A 19,421-nucleotide genomic window follows, 5' to 3' on the forward strand; every position below is an offset into this window, starting at 1 on the left:
GCCCGCTCCCGGCGCCGGTGGACCGAACCGGGTCGATCGGACGGCAACCCCTCGATGCCGTCCGATCGACCCGGTTGATGCCGTAACGGGACTTCCTCCGCAGGGAGCGCAACACCTCAGCGCGGCGCCGACTCCAGCACCGGGGCCGTGGACCGCACCCGCGGCACGGCCCGCACCGTCCGGAGCGGGTACCGCCGGGCCAGGTAGATCTCGACCACCACGAGGTTGCCGGCCAGCGCGAGCCACACGCTGGAGCTCGCCACGTCGTGGATCATCGCCAGGGTGTTGCCGTGGTAGATCGGACTGTCGGCGAAGCCGAACACCAGTACCGACATCACCAGCTGCCACGGCCGGGACGCCAGCGAGGCGAGCGTCACCGCGAAGTTGCGGATCATCCACCGCCGGTGGTCGGGATAGCGGCCCCGCACGGCGGCGCGCAGCCCGGCGATCGCGGTGATCGCCCACGCCGCGTCCAGCGCGAGCAGCCCCGCCATGTTGGCGAGCCCGAACGTGCTCAGCAGCGCCACCGGTACCGCGAGCGCCAGCGACGGGAACACCCCGGCGAAGAAGTACGCGCGGCCGACGAACCGGTGCACCCGCGGGTGGGCGCGCCGCAACCACGGCCAGAACTGGACGAACCCGGTCAGGGTAGCGATCGTGGCGGTACCGATGTGCGCGACGAGCAGCCAGTAGTGCACCGGGTCGCCGGCCACCGGTATCCGGCTGGTCCGCATCTCCGGCGGCAGGTAGGCGGACAGCATGTACGACAGGATCAGCAGCCACACCGCCGCGAACGGCACCAGCCACCACACCCGCTGCCGGCGCCGACCTGGCGCCGACGCGGGCCGGATCTCTGCCTGACTCATCGGACTCTCCTCCTCGCTGGGCTGGTCACCACTTTCGTCCGGTTCGGGCCGCAGCACCCTGGCGTCAGCTCCCGGATTCGACCTGGCGCCATCACCCTGGCGGTGACTCCGGCCAGCCCCCTGGCGTGAGCGCCAGGCAAGCGCCGGGTGAGCAACCGGTACTGCGGTTGTCCACAGGGGGACCCGGAACGCGTCCGCATGGCGGAAGCACAGTGCGGCCCCGTAGCGTTGGTCGGCAACAGGACGGATGCCGCCGGCGACGGCGCGACGAAGGAGATGCGTACGTGAGCCTGATCCTCCTGGCCGACGCCAGCACCGGCGGTGGCCTCGCCGGTACGGTCGCCGACTGGGCGACCAAGATCATGGACGTCGCCGGCAGCCCCGGTGCCGGCCTGGCGAACGCGCTGGACAGCATCATCCCGGTGCTGCCGAGCGAGGTGATCCTGCCGCTGGCCGGGTTCGCCGCGAGCCGCGGCAGCATCAACCTGTACGCGGCGCTGGTGTGGACCACGATCGGCTCGATCGTCGGTTCGGTCGTGATGTACTACATCGGCGCGGCGTTCGGCCGGGAGCGGGTGCTGCGCTGGGCCGCGAAGATCCCGCTGGTCCAGGTGCACGAGGTGGAGCGCACCGAGGCGTTCTTCCGCAGGCACGGCAGCAAGGCGGTGTTCTTCGGCCGGTTCATCCCGGTGTTCCGCAGCCTGATCTCGCTGCCGGCCGGGCTGGAACGCATGCCGCTGGCCAAGTTCACCCTGCTGTCCGCCGCCGGCTCGGCGATCTGGAACACGGTGTTCGTCCTGGCCGGCTACTCGCTCGGCGCCAACTGGGCGACGGTCGAGAAGTACGGCAGCTACTTCTCCAAGGCGATCATCGTGCTGATCGTGCTGGCCATCGCGTACTTCGTGATCTCCCGGCTGCTGCGCCGCCGACGCGAGGCCGCCCAGCGGGAAGCCGACGAGCACCCGGGCTTCGGCATGGTGGGCGAGCATCGCGAGGCCGACGAGCACCCCGGCTTCGCCGACTTCGCTCGCGGTGCCGACGCCGGGCCCGGCTTCGCCGGCGGCGCCGGCCATCCGGGCGGATCCAGCTACCCCGACGGCGCCGGTCGCGGCGCCCCGCGGGGAGCCGCCGGCGACGTCGCTGGCGGCGCGGACGTGGCCTTCGGGCCTGGTGGCGCACCGGGCCCCGGCCGAGGCGGCGCTCCGTACCCACCGGGCCGGCCCCGGCATGCCGCGGCGCCCGACCCCGACCCGTACCCCGGCGGGCACGCCGCGGATCCACGGGACGGCAGGCGGCTCGACGAGTCGACCTCGTTCCGGCCCGGCGGGCACGCCGCGGATCCACGGGACGACAGGCGGCTCGACGAGCCGACCTCGTTCCGGCCCGGCGGGCGGCCCGCGGCCGGGCCGGACGGCGGCCGGCACGGCCAGCCGGTGACCGACGCCCGCGACGCGCCCCGCACCGGTGCCGAGGATTCGGAGCCGACGCTGGTGAAGCGGTTCCATGGCACCGTGTACGGCTCCCGGCCCACCGAACCGGGTGGACGGCCATAGCGCCTGCCCGCACGGTCCGCCGCCGGATGGCATCGGGCGCGCTCGCCGGGCGCCAGCCGTGAGCGCCCGCCATGCCGGTGCCGCCGCGCGGCAGCTGACCCGGCCGGCCCGCGCCGTCGCGGCGCTGCTGGTCGGCGCGCTGGCCGTGCCGCCGGAGGCGCTGGCGCTGGTGGTGGCCGGGCTCGCGGTACTGGTCACGTTCGGCCGGCCGGCCCCGCGTCGCGCCATCGCCGGCACGCTGCGCCGGCTGGCCGCCGCCGAACTGTCCCGGGCGGCCCGCTGGCCGGCCACCCGACCGGTACCGCCACCTCCCGCACGCTGCGTCGGCTACCTGGTGGTGCGCCTCGGCCTCGGGCTGCTCGGCGGCGCCGTCCTGGCGCTGTTCGGCGCCGGGCTGGTGACCGGCGCACGGCTGCTGACCGGCTGGCTGACCGGCGACCCGCTGGACGACATCACCCCGTCCTGGCTGATCGTCGGCTACCTGACGATGGGCGGGCTGGTCCTCGCGTTTCTCGCGGTACAAGGCATGATCGCCGTCGCCGCCCTGGACCAGCGGTGGGCGAACCGGACCCGGCGGCCCGGTCGGGCCGCGCTGGAACACCGCATCGACCAGCTGTCGGCCAGCCGGGCCGAGGTGGTCGCCGCCGTCGACGGCGAACGCCGCCGGATCGAACGCGACCTGCACGACGGAGTGCAGCAGCGGCTGGTGGCGCTGGGCATGCTGCTGGGCCGGGCCCGTCGCGCCACCGACCCGGAACGGTCCGGGCAGCTGCTGCGTGCCGCGCACGAGGAGTCCCGTCGGGCGCTGGTGGAGCTGCGCGAGGTGGCGTGGCGGGTGTACCCGTCGGCGCTGGACTCCGCCGGGTTGCCCGCCGCGCTGGAATCGGTCGCCGAACGCGCCGGGCTGCCGGTACGGCTGGATCACCGGCTGCTCGCGCGGCCACCGGCCGGCGTCGAGGCGGCCTGCTATTTCGTGGTGTGCGAGGCGATCACCAACGCGGCCAAGCACGCGGACGCCGCGACCGCGACCGTACGGCTGACCGAGGAGGCCGGCATGATCCGCATCGAGGTGCACGACGACGGGTGCGGCGGCGCCGACCCGGCCGGGCCCGGCCTGTCCGGGCTGGCCCGCCGGCTCGCCGCGGTCGACGGTCGGCTGGCGGTGTGCAGCCCCGCAGGCGGCCCCACCGTGCTCACCGCCGAGATCCCGACCGAGCCCGCGGGGCCGTCGTGCGGGTAGCGCTGGCGGAGGACTCCGCGTTGCTGCGCGAGGGGCTGGTCCGGCTGCTGACCGAGGAGGGCCACCAGGTCGTCGCCGCGGTCGGTGACGCGGACGCGGTGCTCGCCGCGGTCGCCGAGCACCGGCCGCAGGTCACCGTGCTCGACGTACGGATGCCGCCGACGCACACCGACGAGGGACTACGGGCGGCGTTGACGATCCGGCAGCGGTGGCCCGCGGTGGCGGTGCTGGTGCTCTCCCAGTACGTCGAGAAGCGGTACGCCACGCAGCTGCTGAGCGGCGACCCGGCCGGCGTCGGGTACCTGCTCAAGGATCGGGTGGTGGACGTCGACGAGTTCCTCGACGCGCTGGTCCGGGTCGGCTCCGGCGGTACCGCGTTCGACCCGGAGGTGGTGCGCCAGCTGCTGGCCGCCACCACGCACGCCGACCCGCTGTCCCGGCTCACCGAGCGAGAACGCGCCGTGCTGGACCTGATGGCACAGGGACACACCAACGCGTCGATCGGCGGCCAGCTGTTCGTCTCCCGCAGCGCGGTGGAGAAGCACGTCAACTCGATCTTCGCGAAGCTGGAGCTGCCGGGAAGCGGCACCCACAGCCGCCGCATCCTCGCCGTCCTCCGCTATCTGGGCAGCTAGGGTGCGTTCTGGAGCCCCGGGCCGCGGCGGGGGTCAGTGGCTGGGGGCGGTGGCTTCGCGCAGCTCGGGGGCGAGGTCACCGGTCTCGCCGACGGCGGCGGCACGGCGGCCGAACACCACGACGTAGCTCAGGAACGCGGCGAGCGCGAGGACGCCGATGCCGACCCGGATGGCGGTCGGCAGCGGCGACGGGGTCACGAACGCCTCGATCGCGCCGCTGACCGCGAGCACCCCCACCAGCCCGAGGGCCACCACCACACCGGAGCGGGCGGCGCCGGCGAGCGACTGGGTGCGGGTCAGGTACGGTCCCGGCGCCACCCACGACCAGCCGATTCGCAGGCCGGTACCGGCGGCGACGAACACGGCGGTGAGTTCCAGCAGCCCGTGCGGGGCGAGCAGCCCGAAGAACACGTCGGCCCGCCCCGCGCCCAGCATCGCGCCCCCGTCGACCGCCACCACCAGCGCGTTCTGTGCAAGCACCAGCAGCACCGGTACCAGCAGGATGCCGCCAGCCAGGCAGAGCCCGGCGACCAGCGCGTTGTTGGTCCACACCTCGAACGCGAAGTCCTGCCCCGGCGCGGACCGGTAGTAGTTGGCGAAGTCGTGGTCGGCGAGGGCGCGCGCGCCACCGTCGCCGATCAGCGCCCGCAGCGCCTCCGGGTGCGCGACGAACCAGCCGGTCAGCGCGGCGGACACGGCCAGGAACGCCGCCGCGACGCCGCACCACCAGCGCCAGGTGCGGTACACCGCGGCGGGGAAGGTGACGGTGCCGAACCGCAGCGCGTCGCGCGGGTGCACCGAGCGACCGCCGGTGATGGTGGCCCGGGACCGCAGCACCAGCCGGGACAGGTGCGCCACCAGCGCCGGGTCGGGTGCCTGGCTGCGCACCATCGACAGGTGGGTGGCGGTGCGCTGGTAGAGCGCGATCAGCTCGTCCGCCTCCGCGGCGTCCGGGCGGTGCCGGCCGGCGAGCGCCGCGAGCCGGCGCCACTCGTCCCGGTGCTCGGTGACGAAGGCGTCGAGATCCACCCCGGCAGCATACGGTCGCGGCGCCAGCGCGACGCTGCGCCGAGAGCTGGGCCGGCACCGTGGTTGTCCCGGCTGGACGGGATGCCGCAGGATGTGCGGATGGCCGACGGGACGGTGGTGGACGGCGAGGCGGTGGCGGTCGAGTTGCGGCCGGCCCGGCTCGGGTCCCGGATGCTCGGCTTCGTCGTCGACCTGTCGTTGCAGCTGGCGTTCGGGCTGGCGGTGGCGACGGTGGTGGTGCCGCTGACGCTGCCCCGGTCCGCCGCGTTCGGCCGCGGCGTCCTGGTCGTGGCCACCGTTCTGGTCTTCGTCGCCGCGCCGGTGCTGGTGGAGACGCTCACCGGCGGCCGGTCGGTCGGCAAGCTCGCGCTCGGGTTGCGGGTGGTCCGGGTCGACGGCGGGCCGATCGGTTTCCGGCACGCGCTGACCCGGGCGCTGGTCGGGCTCGCGGTGGAGTGGCCGGGCCTGCTGGTACCGCCGGTGAGCTGGCTGCTGTGCCTGGGTGTGATGGTCGGCCAGCGCTCCGGCCGGCGGCTGGGTGATCTTGCCGCCGGCACCCTGGTGGTGCACGAACGCAGCCCGCAGTCGTGGGGGTGGGTGCCGGCGATGCCGGTGGAGCTGGCCGGTTGGGCGCAGCGGCTGGATCTGACCGCGTTGGACGATCAGCTGGCCAACACGGTGCGGCACTACCTGGCCCGCAACCGGCGGATCGGTGAGCCGGCGCGTACCCGGCTCGGGTTGGCGCTGGCCTCCCAGGTGGCGGCGCAGACGACGCCGCCGGCGCCGCCCGGCACGCCGGGCTGGGCGTACCTTGCCGCGGTGGTGGCGGAGCGGCATCGCCGGTCGCTGCACCGGCAGGCGGTGCGCCGCGGCATCGCCGCCCGGATCCTGGCCGAGCCGGCGCCGGATCCGGCGCCCGCGCTGTCCCCGGCGGGGAATGGCGCGCGGGGCGGTCGCGGCTTCACAGTGCCCCCCGTACCGTGAAGCCTCGCCCGCCCCGCGCCTTCACCGTGGTTCGTGCCGCACTCGAACCACCGATTCACGTTCTGTAGTCGTAGCGTTACTGAGAATCATGATGGTGTCAAGCCGGTTCGCTGATCTTCCACCATTTGTTGCGGCCGGCGGCGCGGATTGCCGTACCTGATCGTGACCGTTCCGGCAGCCGGCACTCCCCGGCGCGGGGCGCCGGCACGCCCCGGCATACCCTGCGACCGTGAGCGAGGAAGCGACGCCGCAGGGCGCGACTGTCCACGCCGGGCCGGATGCCACCGGCACCCCGGCCCTCGCCGTGTCGAACCTGGTCAAACGGTTCGGTACTACCACCGCGGTGGACCGGCTCGACCTGACCATGCCCGGCGGTACGGTGCTGGCCCTGCTCGGCCCCAACGGCGCCGGCAAGACCACCACCGTGGAGATCTGCGAGGGATTCCTGCGCCCGGACGGCGGCCGGGTCCGGGTGCTCGGCCTCGACCCGACCCGCGACGGCGCCGCGCTGCGCCCCCGGATCGGCGTGATGCCGCAGGGCGGCGGCGCCTACCCCGGGGTACGTGCCGGCGAAATGTTGCGGCTCGTCGCCTCCTGCGCCGCACACCCGCTCGACCCCGACTGGCTGCTCGACGTGCTCGGCCTGCGGGACGCGCTGCGCACCCCGTACAAGCGGCTGTCCGGCGGGCAGCAGCAGCGGCTGTCGCTGGCCTGCGCCGTGGTCGGCCGCCCCGAGCTGGTGTTCCTGGACGAGCCGACCGCCGGCCTCGATCCGCAGGCCCGACGGCTGGTCTGGGAGCTGGTCGACGCGCTGCGCACCGACGGCGTCGGCGTCCTGCTGACCACGCACCTGATGGACGAGGCGGAGACGCTGGCCGACCGGGTCGTGATCATCGACCATGGCAGCCCGGTCGCCGCAGGTACGCCGGCCGAGCTGACCGCCGAGAGCGGCGGCCGGCAACGGCTCGACTTCCGCGCCACCGCCGGCCTGCCGATCGCCGAGCTGGAGCGGCGGCTGCCGGCCGGCTGCGCCGCCACCGAACCCAGCCCCGGCCGGTACGAGCTGGTCGGCCCGATCGGCCCGACCGAGGTGTCGACGGTGACCGCCTGGTGCGCCGAGCACGACGTGCTGGCGCAGGAGCTGCGGGTCGCGCACCGCAGCCTGGAGGACGTGTTCCTCGACCTCACCGGGCGGGAGCTGCGATGAGTGCCGACCATCCGGGAGCCGCGATGCGGGCCGACAGCCGGTTCACCCCGGGTACCTTCACCCCCGCACCGGGCCGCGGGCGGCTGGTCCGGATGCTCGCCGCGCAGACCGCCACCGAGACCAAGCTGGCCCTGCGCAACGGGGAACAGGTCCTGCTGACCCTGATCATCCCGCTGGCGCTGCTGATCGGGCTCACCGAGCTGCCGATCATCGACGTCGGCCACCCGCGGGTGGACTGGGTGACCCCGCGCGTGCTGGCGCTGGCGATCATGTCCACCGGCTTCACCAGCCAGGCCATCTCGCTCGGTTTCGACCGGCGGTACGGGGTGCTCAAACGGCTCGCCGCCACCGCACTGCCGCGCTGGCTGCTGGTCGCCGGCCGGGTGCTGTCCGGGCTGCTGGTCATCGTCGTGCAGCTGGTGGTGCTCGGCGGGGTGGCCGCGCTGCTCGGCTGGTCGCCGCAGCTGGTCGGCGTCGGCCCGGCGATCGGCCTGCTGGTTCTCGGCGCGCTGTCGTTCGGCGCGCTCGGCGTGCTGCTCGGCGGTTCGCTGCGGGCCGAGGTGGTGCTCGCGGTGGCCAACGCGGTCTGGTTCATCCTGCTGCTCGCCGGCGGCATCGCGGTACCGATGTCCTCGCTGCCCGTCGGCCTCGCCGACGTCGTCGACCTGCTGCCCTCCGGCGCGCTGGCCGGCGGGCTGACCGACACGCTGGCCCGCGGCAGCGACTCGGACGCGGTTCCCTACCTCGTACTGGTCGCCTGGACGGTCGTACCGGCCGCGATCGCCAGCCGCACCACCCGCCTCACCTGACCACCCCGGCCGGCAGCGATGAGTTCTGCCGGCCGGCGCCGTCGATACGGGCATGACCACGATGAGCACCCCGATCCGCACCGGTTACGCCGACGTCGACGGCCTGCACCTCTACTACGAGGAGTACGGCAGCGCCGGCACCCCGCTGGTCCTGCTGCACGGCGGCATGCTGACCATCGACCTCAACTTCGCCGAGCTGATCCCGCGCCTCGCCGCCCGGCACCGCGTGATCGCCGTCGAGCAGCAGGGGCACGGCCGCACCGGCGACATCGACCGGGTCATCTCCCCCGCCAACTCCGCCAGCGACGTCGTCGCGCTGCTCGACCATCTCGGTATCCCGCGCGCCCACGTGCTCGGGCACTCGATGGGCGGTGCGGTCGCGATGGAGCTCGCGGTCAGCCACCCCGACCGGGTGCTGTCGGTGGTGCCGATCTCCATCACCGTGCGCCCGGAGGGGATGCACGCCGACTTCGGCGATCCGGAGGCGATGGCGACCTCGACCCGGATGCCGACCGCGGAGGACATGGCGGCGATGCGCGAGGCGTACACCCGGCTGTCGCCGCACCCGGAGCACTTCGACGAGTTCCTTGGCACCCTGTCCGCGTCGGAGGAGGACCTTCGGGGCTGGACCGACGAGCAGCTCGCCGGGGTCACCGCGCCGGTGCTGTTCGTCATCGGCGACCACGACTTCACCACAATCGAGCACGCTGGTTTCATGGTGCAGAAGACGCCCGGCTCGCAACTGCTGGTCCTGCCGGGTACCACCCACATGCTCGCCACCCATCGCGTCGAGATCCTCGACCCGGTGCTCGGCGCCTTCCTGGACTGAGGAACCGCCCGTGGACGTGACGATGCTGTGCGACGCGGTCGCGGTGTTCCCGGAACCGCTCGACTCGGCGCTGCCCGGCTGGTCGGCCGGCGATGCGGACTGGACCGCGGCCCGCGCACCCGGCAACCACGCACCGGCCGGCTGGGTGCTGCACCTGCACAGCTTCCTGCTCACCGGCGAGGGGCACGCCGCGCTCGTCGACACCGGCGTCGGCCCGGCCGGCGCACCCGGCGCGGACTGGCTCGGTACCGCGGGGCGGCTGCCGGGGCTGCTGGCCGAGGCCGGCGTGGCCCCGGCCGAGATCGACGCCGTGGTGCTGACCCACGTGCATCTCGACCACGCCGGCTGGAACGTCGACGCCGGCGCGCCGCTGTTCCCCCGCGCCGAGTACCTGGTGCAGCGCAGCGAGCTGGACCACGTCGCCGGGACCGGCACGTACCGCCGGCTGCTCGCCCCGGTGTCCCGGGCCGGTCAGCTCCGGGCGGTCGACGGTGCGGCGACGATGCCCGGCGGCTACCGGCTGCTGCCGACACCCGGGCACACGCCCGGGCACCAGAGCGTGCTCACCGACGGCGCCGTGCTGGCCGGCGACGTGCTGGTGCATCCGGCCCAGGCGCACCGGCCGGACCTGCCCTACCGGTACGAGACCGACCCGGGCGCCGCGGCCGGCAGCCGGCGCCGGCTGCTGCGGTACGCGGCGCAGCACCGGGTCCCGCTCGCCCCCGCCCACCTGCGCGATCCGCTGCAGGTGGGTGCCGACCTGACCCCTGCCCCCTACCGGCCGGTGGCGTTGCCCGCCGCGTCCCGCTGCCCGCTGCGGCGGCTGCGCTGATCGATCATCCCGACGGCACCTCGACGCCGTGCCGGACCAGGTCGAGCAGCCGGCGGGCCGAGCCGGTGGTCCCGCCGGCCAGTGCGACCCCGCTGGCCAGTGCCAGCAGGTCGGCCGCGTCGGCGTCGGGGCGGAGCGTACCGGCCCGCAATGCCCGGTCCACCAGCCCGGCGGCGGTTCGGTGCATCGCCGCGTGCCACTGGTCGAACCGCTCGGTGCGGTGGTCGCCGCTGGTCGCCGCGTACGCCAGGTCGCGCTTGGTCGCGACGTGCGTGACGAACTCGCCGAGCCAGTCGAACAGCGCGTCCGCCGGGTCCGCGGTCGTCGGCGCGTCGCCGCGGGCGCACAGCTCGGCCACCTCGTCGGCGTACGCGGCGACGAGCAGGTCACCGCGGGTCGGGAAGTTGCGGTAGAGGGTGGCGTTGCCGACGCCGGCCCGGCGCGCCACCTCGTCCAGCGCCACGTCCGGCCCGACCTCGTCGAACAGCTCCCGGGCGGCGGCGAGCAGCCGTTCGGCGTTGCGGGTCGCGTCGATCCTGCGTCCGGCCACGGTCGCCTCCTGGACAAGTGGGGAACTCCCCAGTACGTTGAAGCGGGGAGTTCCCCGGATAGCTGGGAGTGTAGCCATGCGAGCGAATCACGACGCTGGTGCGTCGTGCCCCGTCGGCCGTCCGACGCGGCAGGAACGCCGATGAGCCTGACCACCGACGACCGGGTCGCCATCACCGACCTGATCAACCTGCACGGGCTGTACGCGGACAGCGGGCAGCTCGACCGGTTCCACGAGCTGTTCACCACCGACGTGGCGTACGACGTCAGCGACGTCGGCGGTGGGGTGCTGCACGGCGTGACGGCGGTCATCGAGGCCGGGTACGCCCTCGGCGACGGCAACCCGGTCGGCCACCACGTCACCAACACGGTGCTCACCGAGCTCGACGACGGCCGGGTCCACGCCTGGTCGAAGGCGATCGCCATGCACGCCGACCGCAGCTGCGGCAGCGCCACCTACGAGGACACCGTGGTGCGCACCGCGGCCGGCTGGCGGATCAGCCACCGTACGGTGCGCGCCCGGCGCGTCCCGCTTCGACGCTGACCGTCAACCCGCGGCTCCGATCCGGACCGGCAGCGACTGCAGGCCGCGCAGCACGAGCCGGTCCCGGCGCACCGCCGGGCCGGCGGCGGCCAGCGCCGGGAACCGGCGTACCAGCCGGGTGAAGGCCACCGTCGCCTCCAGCCGGGCGAGGTTGTTGCCCAGGCAGATGTGCGCGCCCGCACCGAAACTGAGCGGCCGGACGTCGGTCCGGGTCGGGTCGAAGGAGTCCGGGTCCCGGTAGCGGGCCGGGTCCCGGTTGGCGGCGCCGACCAGGACGATCAGGTCGGCGCCCCGCGGTACCGGCCGGCCGGCCACGGTCCGCCCGTCGACCAGCGCGGTCCGGGTCAGCACCTGCACCGGCGACTCGTACCGCAGCACCTCCTCGACGAACCCGGCGACCGCCGCGTCGCCGTCGCCGGCCGTGCTGGCGGCGTGCAGGGCGGCGAGCAGCTCGGGGCGCTCCAGCAGCAGCGAGAGGCCGCTGCCGAGCAGGCTGGTGGTGGTCTCGAAACCGGCCACCAGCAGCAGGATCAGGTTGCCCAGCAGCTCGGCGTCGGAGAGCCGGCCGTCTTCTGCGTCCCGCACCGCGACGAGCGCGCTGATCAGGTCGTCCCGCGGTTCGGCGCGGCGGGCGGCGACCAGCCCGGTGAACCGCCCGGCCAGTTCGGTCGCCGCCGCGGCGGCCGCCTCCGTGGTCGGCCCGGTCAGCTCCAGCACCTCGGTCAGGTCCGCGGCGAGCGGCCGGAGCCGGGTGTGGTCGCGCTCCTCGACGCCGAGCAGCGCGCAGATCACCGTGACCGGCAGCGGGAAGGCGAACCGGTCCATGAAGTCGACCGGCCCACTCCCGGCGGCGAGCGCGTCGAGCAGCTCGTCGACCGCCCGTTCGACCCGCGGGGCGAGCGCGGCGACCCGGCGCGGGGTGAACACCTTCCCGATCAGCGACCGCATCCGCGGGTGGTCCGGCGGGTTGGCGCGCAGGATCGACCGGTTCAGCAGGTCGAGCGGCCCCTCGGCGTCCTGCCCGGTCGCCATCGTGTACAGGCCGAATCCCGGGTCCCGCAGCAGCTGGTCGACGGCCTGGTACCCGGCGACCAGGTACAGCGAGTCGGCGAGCCGGGACACCGGCCCGAGCCGGTGCGCCTCGGCGTAGAGCGGGTACGGGTCGGCGCGGCCGGCGGGCGCGAGCAACCGTTCGACGAGCGTCCCGGCGTCGTCGTTCGGTGCACTCGCCGGGGCTTGCCGGCCGGTACCGGTCCCGCCGGGCGCCGTGGTGTCGCTCGCCGGGTCCGCCGGGGTCGGTGTGCTGGGCGGCGTCTTCGGTTCGGGGTGGGTCACGGCTTCGCACCTCGTCACGGATCGGTGTTCGGCGGCGGCACGCCGCTCGCGTCCGTCCCCAGTTTTTCAATACACAGTGTCTACGTCAAGTCATCTGTCTCGGACCACGCCGTCCTGTACGCTACCGGCATGCCCAGGATCTGGAGCCGGACGATCGAGGCCCATCGCGACGCGGTCCGCGACGCCACGATCGAGGCCACCGCGGCGCTCGTCGCCGAGCGCGGACCGAGCGGTGTCACGATGTCCCAGATCGCCAAGGACACCGGCATCGGCCGCGCCACGCTGTACAAGTACTTCCCGGACGTCGAGTCGATCCTGGTCGCCTGGCACGACCGGCAGGTCGACGCGCAGCTGGCCGAGCTGGTCCGGGTCCGGGACCGCACCGACGGCGCCCGCGAGCGGCTCGACGCGGTCCTGACCGCTTACGCCAGGGCGATCCGGACGGCACACCCGCCCGCCGAACCGGCCGCCGCCCCGCTGCACCGCGGGGCGCACGTCGCCGCCGCGCACCGGCGCCTGCACGAGTTCGTCCGCGAGCTGATCGCCGACGCCGCCGCGGCCGGTGACCTGCCCGGCGGTGCCCACCCCGACGAGCTCGCCGGCTTCTGCCTGCACGCCCTGGAAGCCGTCCGCGGCCGGAACCCGGCGGCGGTACGCCGGCTGGTCCGCGCCACGCTCGCCGGCCTCGACGCGCCGAACCCGCGCGGTGCCCGCCGGCAGCGGGCGGAGCCCGGCGCGTCGGTAGGGGATGGCCGATGACGGCCGGATGAACCCGGCGGGCCCGCTCGTCGCCGGTGCGTACCCGGCGGGACGGGCCCGGGTGCACGGCAGCGGCCGGCTTCGACGCCACCGGCGAGCGCGGGTCGCGGATCACCCGCCGTGCGATGCGGGCCGGCCACGGCGATGAGTGCCGGCCCGGCGCGTCGTCTACCCCGCCGTACGGACACCGACGAGAGAACACGAGGGCCCGGGATGCGCAAGCTCAAGATCATCGAACACGTCTCGCTGGACGGGGTGGTCCAGCACTCCGCCGACGGCGACGACTTCCCGTACCCCGACTGGAACCTGCCGTACCGGACACCCGAGGGCCGGGACGCGGTACTCGCCCTGCACGGCGAGCGCTTCGACCTGGTGCTCGGACGGCACACCTACGACCTCTGGGCCCGGTTCTGGCCCACCGCGCCGGCCAACCCGATGGCGGACCGGATCAACGCCGCCACGAAGTACGTCGCGACGCACCGCCCGGAGAGCCTGCGGTGGGGACCGGTCGAGCCGCTGGGGCCGGACGTGGCCGAGGGCGTGCGCCGGGTCAAGGCGACCGACGGCCCGGACCTGGTGCTCTGCGGCAGTTCCACGCTCGCCTCGACCCTGCTCGGCGACGGGCTGGCGGACGAGGTGCTGCTGATCGTCTACCCGATCGTGTTGGGGACGGGGAAACGCCTCGTCGCGGAGGGCACACCGGCCCGGTCGCTGGAGCTGGCCGACACCAGCACGACGCCCTCCGGTGTCGTACTGAGCCGGTACCGGGTCACCGGGCCGCTGCCGGTCGGATAGCCGGCCGGCGCGCCCGGCAGTTCCGGAGGCGCCGGCGGGACCTTCGGCTCGGCGTTGCCTTCCGTTCGGCCGGTGCGCCCGGCCGCACCGGATGGTGCGCTGGGCACGACGGTCGACGAAAGCAGGCGTGAGATGGCCAGGGTGCGATTCCGGACAGCGGCCCTCGGCGCGCTGGCACTGGCGATCACCGCCCTCGTCGCGCCGCCCCGGCCCGCCGCCGCGGCGGCGGTGGCCGCCCCCGGCACGTACGCCGGGAAGGGCTTCGACACCTGCGCCGCACCGTCGAGCGCGGCGATGCACGCCTGGCTGGCCTCGCCGTACCGGTCGGTCGGCATCTACTTCGGCGGGCCGAACCGCGGGTGCGCGCAACCCAACCTGACCGCCGACTGGGTCGCCACCCAGCAGGCGGCGGGCTGGCACCTGCTGCCGCTGTACATGGGGTTGCAGGCGCCCTGCACCACGTCGAACAAGAAGTACCGGATCGACCCCGCCACGGCGGCCACCCAGGGCCGTTCCTCCGCCGACGACGCGGTGACGGCGGCCCAGGCCATCGGGCTGCCGGCCTCCAGCGCGCTGATCCTGGACATGGAGGCGTACCGCACCGGCGACACCAGCTGCCGCAACGCCGTCCTGTCGTACGTGAGCTCGTTCAACGCCCGGCTGCACACGCGGGGATACTTCGCCGGGTTCTACGGCAGCCTCGGCTCCGGCGTCACCGACCAGGTGTCGGTGTACAACTCGACCAGCCGGGTGCGCGCCGACTACCTCGACTTCGCCCGCTACGACGGGGTCGCGACGCTGTCCAACTCGTCGATCCCCGCCTCGTACTGGTCGCCGCACCGGCGAATCAAGCAGTACCAGGGCGGGCACGCGGAGACCTACGGCGGCGTCACGATGACCATCGACAACGACCTGGTGGACCTCGCTCCGCTGCCGGCCGCCGGGTTCGGCGACGCCACCGGCAACGGCTGGTCGGACCTGATGGCCCGGGACAACACCACCGGCACGCTGTGGCTGTACCCCGGCAACGGCACCAACTTCGGCGGCCGGTCGTCGCTCGGCACCGGGTTCAACGCGATGGACACGATCACCCGGTACGGCGACGTGAACGGCGACGGCCGTCCCGACGTGATCACCCGGCAGACCTCCACCGGGACCCTCTGGCTGTACCCGGGCACCGGCTCCGGGCTGGGCAGCCGGGTCACGCTGGCCACCGGCTTCGGCGGGATGCGCGAGATCACCGCGACCGGCGACCTCAACGGCGACGGCCACCCCGACCTGCTCGCCGTCCAGTCCTCCAACGGCTACCTGTACTTCTATCCGGGCCGCGGGGCCGCCGGGTTCGGCCCGCGCGTCAGCCTCGGCCCCGGCTGGAACGCGATGGGCGACCTGGCGGCGATCGGCGACCTGAACCACGACGGGCGGCCGGACCTGATCGCCCGCCTGAACAGCTCCGGCGACCTGTACTTCTACCCGGGCACCGGGATCGGCTTCGGGCCGAGGGTGCGGATCGGCACCGGCTGGAACGGGATGCGCAACCTGGCCGGGGTGGGCGACTTCAACCGGGACGGCTACCCGGACCTGTTCGCGGTCGAGAAGTCGACGAACCGCCTCTACCTCTACCCCGGCCGCAACGGCAGCTTCGGCACCCGGATCCAGCTCGGCACCGGCTGGAACACGCTGCGACCGCTGCTCTGACCGGCGCGCCGGCCGGTGAATCCGCCACCGGGCTCGGACGGACGCCGCCGGCCGGACCGGGCTCGGACGGACGCCGCCGGCCGGACCGGGCTCGGACGGACGCCGCCGGCCGGACCGGGCTCGGACGGACGCCGCCGGCCGGACCGGGCTCGGACGGACGCCGCCGGCCGGACCGGGCTCAGGCGGTCGTCGCCTGGAACACCTCGCCGTACCCGGAGAGCTGCACGGTGCGGCGGTCGGCCGCGACGAACGCCGCCTCGCCCGGCCCCAGCGACAGCTCGGCCGCACCGTCGTCGGCGAGCACCCGGCCGGACACGCAGAACAGCACCCGCGGCCCGTCCGCGGCCAGCTCCACCCGGCGGTGCGGGCCGCCCACCCGGGCCACCGACAGCGCGAACTCCGCGACGCCCGGCAGCAGTTGCGGGTAGCTGTCCAGCCCGCCGGCGACCGGGACCGGGTCGGCGATCGGCGGCGGCGCCGGCTCGTACCGCAGCAACCGGAGCAGTTCCGGCACGTCGACGTGCTTGGGGGTCAGGCCGCCCCGCAACACGTTGTCGCTGGCGGCCATCAGCTCCACGCCGACACCGGCCAGGTAGGCGTGCAGGCAGCCGGCCGGCGCGTACAGCGCCTGCCCCGGCCGCAGCCGCACCTGGTTGAGCAGCACCGCGACCAGCACCCCGGGGTCACCCGGATGCCGGCGCGCCAGCTCCACCATCAGCCGGTACCCGGGCGCCGCACCGGTCCGGCCGGACGCGGCGCGCACCGCCTCCTCGACGGTACGCACCGGCACCGCGAGCAGCGCGGCGACCGCGGCCCGGAGCCCGTCGGCGGCCTCGTCCGAGCGCAGCGCCGACACCACCGGCTCCAGCGCCGGTACGGCCAGCCCCGCGAGCAGTTCCGCCGACCGCTGCGGCGGCGCGAACCCGCACAGCGCGTCGAAGTCGGTCAGCGCGACGATCATCTCGGGCTTGTGGTACGGATCCTTGTAGTTGCGCTCCGGCGCGGTCAACGGCACCCCGGCGGCGCTCTCCGCGTCGAAGCCGGCGCGTGCCTGGTCGGAGTTCGGGTGCACCTGCAGCGACAGCGGCTGGTCCGCGGCGAGCAGCTTGAGCAGGAACGGCAGCCGCTCGAACCGGCGCGCCGGGCCGAGCGTGCCGACCGGGTCGTCGGCGATCACGTCCACCAGCGACCGACCATCGTCCACTGTGGATGGTGCTGCCGGGTGCGCGCCGAGCCACAGCTCCGCCTCCGGCGTCCCGGACGGCACCGGCCGCCCCTGGATCGCGGCGATCGCAGCACGCGACCCCCACGCGTACGGCTGGATCCGGCCGGTCAGTGCGCGCATGTTCGGCTCCCTCGACCCGACGCCACCCGGCGTCAGGACTGCTTCGGCTGCTGGACGGCGGCCGCCCGGTACAGGTCCGGTTCGATGTAGATGACGTGCGCGATCGGCACCGCGGCGCGGATCCGGGCCTCGATCGCGTCGATGCCGCGGGCCACCTCCTGCGCGGTGTCGTCGTGGTGCACCGCCACCTTCACCGCCACCAGCAGCTCCTCCGGACCGAGGTGCATGGTGCGCATGTGGATGATGCGTTCGGCCTCCGGCCCGTCCAGCACCGCCGCCTCGATCGCCCGCACGTTCGCCACCGTGGCCGACTCGCCCAGCAGCAGGCTCTTGGTCTCCACCGCCAGCGTGGCGGCGACACACACCAGCAGCGCACCGATCGCGAGAGTACCGATGCCGTCGAACACGCCGTTGCCGGTCAGCAACGTCAGCCCGACCCCGAACAACGCGAACACCAGGCCGATCAGCGCCGCCGAGTCCTCCAACAGCACCACCGGCAGCTCCGGGTTCTTCGCCCGCCGGATGTAGCCGAGGAAACCCACCTTGCGCCGCGCGTCCGCCGACTCCTTGAGCGCGGTACGGAACGAGTTGCCCTCCAGCACGATGCCCACCAGCAGCACCACGATCGGCACCCACTGCCAGGAGTGGATCGCCTCCGGGTGGATCACCTTGTGATAGCCCTCGTACAGCGCGAACAGGCCGCCGACCGCGAACAGCACGATCGCCACGATGAACCCGTAGATGTAGCGCTCCCGGCCGTAGCCGAACGGGTGCTCCGGGTCCGGGTTGCGCCGCGCCCGCTTCCCACCGACCAGCAGCAGCACCTGGTTGCCCGAGTCGGCGACCGAGTGGATCGACTCGGCCAGCATCGACGACGACTGGGTCAGCAGGAACGCGAGGAACTTCACCACCGCGATGCCCAGGTTCGCGGCCAGCGCCGCCAACACCGCCTTGGTACCGCCGGACGAACTCACGAGCTGCCTCTCATCGGGGGACGGGTCATGGGGTCACGAAATCCTTCATCTCCGAGACCGCCGGCACCGCCATCGGGTCGAACCCGTGCGCCAGCGCGAGATAGACCGACGCGAAGTCGGGCACCGCGGTCAGCGACGCCAGCCGCTCCAACGGCGACGCCCCCTCGGCGCGCAGCACCGTGCAGCGCACCCCGCGCCGCTCCGCCAGCGACTGCACCGCCTCGGCGCGGCGGCTCTCCACCGCCGGCGGCTCGTCCCCGTCACTGTCCTCCGCCGGGGTACCGGACTCGAAACCGTCGTCGCGCAGGATCACCAGCCGCAGCCGGGTACCACCGTCGCCCGGCTCGTCGGCGAAGATGTCGCGCTGCGACTCGGCCAGCGCGCCGAACACGCCGTCGAGCAGCCCGACGCTGCCACGGCCGGCCTCCAGCAGCGAGTCCGCCACCGACGGGTACCGCGCGTTCGCGGCCAGCATCTCGGCGAACCGGCCGGCGGCCACCGCCGCGAGCGGGGTCGAACCCCAGACCACCGGCAGCGAACCGGCCAGGTCCAGCGCCAGCGCCTTCGCCGGGTTGGTGAACGCGTCGTTGCCGACCTTGCAGCGTTCCGCGTCGTCGTCCAGCCGGGTCGCCGCCTCGGCCAGGTCCGCCTCCGCCATCCGCAGCAGCCCCAGCGCCCGGCCGGCCAGCAGCACCGGTACGGTCAGCGCCCACAAGCTGGCGCGCGCCGGCGCCCGCCGTGGCACCGCGATGAACGGCGCGCGGGCCCGCTCCGCGACCGCCGCCAGCTCCGATCCGGGGGCGCCGATCGCCACCAGCCGGGCGCCGCGCCGCGCCGCCGCATCCGCCGCCGCCAGCGCCTCCGGGCTGCGGCCGGACGCGGAGACCGCCAGTACCGTGTCCGCCGCGCCGACCCAGCCGGGCACCCCGGCGCTGCGGTGCGACACCACCGGCACCGGGCAGCGCGGCCCGGCCACCGCGGCCAGCACGTCACCGGTGCGTGCGGCGGTGCCGGCGCCGGCCACCACCAGCGACCGCGGCCGGCCCTCGTCGGCCAGCGAGGCCAGGTCGGCCTCGGCCGCGAGCGACATCGCCTCCCGGATCTGCGGGCCGCCCGACGCGATCGCCCGCAGCATGAACCCCGGGTCCGCGGCGTCGATGCGGGCCGGGTCGTCCAGCAGCGCCTCGTCGACGTCGCGGTGGCCGCTGACGCCCTCCGTACCCGGCTCGGTCACGACTCGGACTCGGCGGGGCCGCCGTGCGCCTCGTCCAGCAGCAGCACCGGGATCCCGTCCACCACGTCGAACACCCGGTGGCACTCGGTGCAGGTCAGAGTCTGCGCCGCCGCGTCGTACGTCAGCGGCGCGTGATGCTCGTCCGGGCACGCCAGGATCGACAGCAGCTCATCGTCCAGCACCGCCGGGGTCTCGGACATGACG

The 19,421-nt window shown here is 74.4% G+C and carries 20 protein-coding genes; 12 read left to right on the top strand and 8 right to left on the bottom strand.

The window, feature by feature from the left end; genetic code table 11:
* Window positions 1–116 precede the first annotated feature (116 nt).
* Window positions 117–866: a DUF2306 domain-containing protein gene (locus Athai_RS24265; protein WP_203963637.1), complete on the bottom strand. Its 750-nt coding sequence runs from the start codon at window positions 864–866 to the stop codon at window positions 117–119.
* Between the two features lie 284 nt (window positions 867–1,150).
* Here Athai_RS24265 and Athai_RS24270 point away from each other — a divergent pair, with 284 nt between their 5' ends.
* Genes Athai_RS24270 through Athai_RS24280 form a run of 3 tightly spaced genes read left to right on the top strand, consistent with a single transcriptional unit; the run spans window position 1,151 to window position 4,294 of the window.
* Complete coding sequence (locus Athai_RS24270; protein ID WP_239157135.1) at window positions 1,151–2,419, top strand: DedA family protein; 1,269 nt, start codon at window positions 1,151–1,153, stop codon at window positions 2,417–2,419.
* 58 nt (window positions 2,420–2,477) lie between these two features.
* Window positions 2,478–3,659, top strand: a complete 1,182-nt coding sequence (locus tag Athai_RS24275; protein WP_203963638.1) for a sensor histidine kinase — start codon at window positions 2,478–2,480, stop codon at window positions 3,657–3,659.
* Window positions 3,650–4,294, top strand: a complete 645-nt coding sequence (locus Athai_RS24280) for a response regulator transcription factor (protein WP_203963639.1) — start codon at window positions 3,650–3,652, stop codon at window positions 4,292–4,294. Before Athai_RS24275 ends, Athai_RS24280 begins: the two co-directional genes overlap by 10 nt.
* 33 nt (window positions 4,295–4,327) lie before the next feature.
* Here the strand turns inward: Athai_RS24280 and Athai_RS24285 are convergent, their stop codons facing one another.
* Complete coding sequence (locus Athai_RS24285) at window positions 4,328–5,323, bottom strand: stage II sporulation protein M (RefSeq protein WP_203963640.1); 996 nt, start codon at window positions 5,321–5,323, stop codon at window positions 4,328–4,330.
* 99 nt (window positions 5,324–5,422) lie between these two features.
* Between Athai_RS24285 and Athai_RS24290 the strand changes: the two genes are divergently transcribed.
* From Athai_RS24290 to Athai_RS24310, 5 genes are all read left to right on the top strand, one after another.
* Window positions 5,423–6,307 (top strand): RDD family protein, encoded by an 885-nt coding sequence (locus Athai_RS24290; RefSeq protein ID WP_203963641.1) that lies wholly within the window; start codon window positions 5,423–5,425, stop codon window positions 6,305–6,307.
* A gap of 229 nt (window positions 6,308–6,536) precedes the next feature.
* Entirely contained in the window at window positions 6,537–7,514 is a 978-nt protein-coding gene (locus Athai_RS24295; RefSeq protein ID WP_239157136.1) for an ABC transporter ATP-binding protein, read from the top strand.
* Window positions 7,511–8,323 (top strand): ABC transporter permease, encoded by an 813-nt coding sequence (locus Athai_RS24300; RefSeq protein WP_203963642.1) that lies wholly within the window; start codon window positions 7,511–7,513, stop codon window positions 8,321–8,323. Before Athai_RS24295 ends, Athai_RS24300 begins: the two co-directional genes overlap by 4 nt.
* 52 nt (window positions 8,324–8,375) lie before the next feature.
* The gene (locus Athai_RS24305) at window positions 8,376–9,152 is read left to right on the top strand and encodes an alpha/beta fold hydrolase (protein ID WP_203963643.1); all 777 of its coding nucleotides are present in this window, start codon (window positions 8,376–8,378) and stop codon (window positions 9,150–9,152) included.
* A 10-nt stretch (window positions 9,153–9,162) separates the two neighbouring features.
* Window positions 9,163–9,984, top strand: coding sequence for an MBL fold metallo-hydrolase (locus Athai_RS24310; protein ID WP_203963644.1), 822 nt, complete (start codon window positions 9,163–9,165; stop codon window positions 9,982–9,984).
* A gap of 4 nt (window positions 9,985–9,988) precedes the next feature.
* Here the strand turns inward: Athai_RS24310 and Athai_RS24315 are convergent, their stop codons facing one another.
* Window positions 9,989–10,534: a TetR/AcrR family transcriptional regulator gene (locus Athai_RS24315; protein WP_203963645.1), complete on the bottom strand. Its 546-nt coding sequence runs from the start codon at window positions 10,532–10,534 to the stop codon at window positions 9,989–9,991.
* Between the two features lie 141 nt (window positions 10,535–10,675).
* Here Athai_RS24315 and Athai_RS24320 point away from each other — a divergent pair, with 141 nt between their 5' ends.
* A complete protein-coding gene (locus tag Athai_RS24320; RefSeq protein WP_203963646.1) occupies window positions 10,676–11,077 on the top strand; it encodes a nuclear transport factor 2 family protein in 402 nt (133 codons plus the stop codon).
* Between the two features lie 3 nt (window positions 11,078–11,080).
* Here the strand turns inward: Athai_RS24320 and Athai_RS24325 are convergent, their stop codons facing one another.
* Window positions 11,081–12,265 (bottom strand): cytochrome P450, encoded by a 1,185-nt coding sequence (locus Athai_RS24325; protein WP_203966116.1) that lies wholly within the window; start codon window positions 12,263–12,265, stop codon window positions 11,081–11,083.
* A 276-nt stretch (window positions 12,266–12,541) separates the two neighbouring features.
* Between Athai_RS24325 and Athai_RS24330 the strand changes: the two genes are divergently transcribed.
* The 3 genes from Athai_RS24330 to Athai_RS24340 all read left to right on the top strand — a co-directional run bounded on the left by Athai_RS24330 (window position 12,542) and on the right by Athai_RS24340 (window position 15,664).
* Window positions 12,542–13,171: a TetR/AcrR family transcriptional regulator gene (locus tag Athai_RS24330; protein WP_203963647.1), complete on the top strand. Its 630-nt coding sequence runs from the start codon at window positions 12,542–12,544 to the stop codon at window positions 13,169–13,171.
* 213 nt (window positions 13,172–13,384) lie between these two features.
* The gene (locus Athai_RS24335; RefSeq protein WP_203963648.1) at window positions 13,385–13,966 is read left to right on the top strand and encodes a dihydrofolate reductase family protein; all 582 of its coding nucleotides are present in this window, start codon (window positions 13,385–13,387) and stop codon (window positions 13,964–13,966) included.
* A 132-nt stretch (window positions 13,967–14,098) separates the two neighbouring features.
* The gene (locus Athai_RS24340; RefSeq protein WP_203963649.1) at window positions 14,099–15,664 is read left to right on the top strand and encodes a glycoside hydrolase domain-containing protein; all 1,566 of its coding nucleotides are present in this window, start codon (window positions 14,099–14,101) and stop codon (window positions 15,662–15,664) included.
* Window positions 15,665–15,842: 178 nt separating this feature from the next.
* Here the strand turns inward: Athai_RS24340 and manA are convergent, their stop codons facing one another.
* Genes manA through Athai_RS24360 form a run of 4 tightly spaced genes read right to left on the bottom strand, consistent with a single transcriptional unit; the run spans window position 15,843 to window position 19,417 of the window.
* Entirely contained in the window at window positions 15,843–17,009 is a 1,167-nt protein-coding gene (gene manA / locus Athai_RS24345) for a mannose-6-phosphate isomerase, class I (RefSeq protein WP_203963650.1), read from the bottom strand.
* 32 nt (window positions 17,010–17,041) lie between these two features.
* Window positions 17,042–17,983, bottom strand: a complete 942-nt coding sequence (locus Athai_RS24350; RefSeq protein ID WP_203963651.1) for a cation diffusion facilitator family transporter — start codon at window positions 17,981–17,983, stop codon at window positions 17,042–17,044.
* Window positions 17,984–18,008: 25 nt separating this feature from the next.
* The gene (locus tag Athai_RS24355; protein ID WP_239157137.1) at window positions 18,009–19,217 is read right to left on the bottom strand and encodes an SIS domain-containing protein; all 1,209 of its coding nucleotides are present in this window, start codon (window positions 19,215–19,217) and stop codon (window positions 18,009–18,011) included.
* A complete protein-coding gene (locus Athai_RS24360) occupies window positions 19,214–19,417 on the bottom strand; it encodes a Trm112 family protein (RefSeq protein ID WP_203963652.1) in 204 nt (67 codons plus the stop codon). Before Athai_RS24360 ends, Athai_RS24355 begins: the two co-directional genes overlap by 4 nt.
* Window positions 19,418–19,421: the final 4 nt, after the last annotated feature.

Origin of the sequence: Actinocatenispora thailandica (genome assembly GCF_016865425.1) — a bacterium.
Classification (GTDB): Bacteria; Actinomycetota; Actinomycetes; order Mycobacteriales; family Micromonosporaceae; genus Actinocatenispora; species Actinocatenispora thailandica.

What these genes read in the sequence shown, in the direction of transcription:
- Athai_RS24265 (WP_203963637.1), bottom strand. Translation starts at nt 866, where the DNA reads ATGAGTCAGGCAGAGATCCGGCCCGCGTCGGCGCCAGGTCGGCGCCGG.
- Athai_RS24290 (WP_203963641.1), top strand. Translation starts at nt 5,423, where the DNA reads ATGGCCGACGGGACGGTGGTGGACGGCGAGGCGGTGGCGGTCGAGTTG.
- Athai_RS24300 (WP_203963642.1), top strand. Translation starts at nt 7,511, where the DNA reads ATGAGTGCCGACCATCCGGGAGCCGCGATGCGGGCCGACAGCCGGTTC.
- Athai_RS24305 (WP_203963643.1), top strand. Translation starts at nt 8,376, where the DNA reads ATGACCACGATGAGCACCCCGATCCGCACCGGTTACGCCGACGTCGAC.
- Athai_RS24320 (WP_203963646.1), top strand. Translation starts at nt 10,676, where the DNA reads ATGAGCCTGACCACCGACGACCGGGTCGCCATCACCGACCTGATCAAC.
- Athai_RS24330 (WP_203963647.1), top strand. Translation starts at nt 12,542, where the DNA reads ATGCCCAGGATCTGGAGCCGGACGATCGAGGCCCATCGCGACGCGGTC.
- Athai_RS24335 (WP_203963648.1), top strand. Translation starts at nt 13,385, where the DNA reads ATGCGCAAGCTCAAGATCATCGAACACGTCTCGCTGGACGGGGTGGTC.
- Athai_RS24340 (WP_203963649.1), top strand. Translation starts at nt 14,099, where the DNA reads ATGGCCAGGGTGCGATTCCGGACAGCGGCCCTCGGCGCGCTGGCACTG.
- manA (WP_203963650.1), bottom strand. Translation starts at nt 17,009, where the DNA reads ATGCGCGCACTGACCGGCCGGATCCAGCCGTACGCGTGGGGGTCGCGT.
- Athai_RS24360 (WP_203963652.1), bottom strand. Translation starts at nt 19,417, where the DNA reads ATGTCCGAGACCCCGGCGGTGCTGGACGATGAGCTGCTGTCGATCCTG.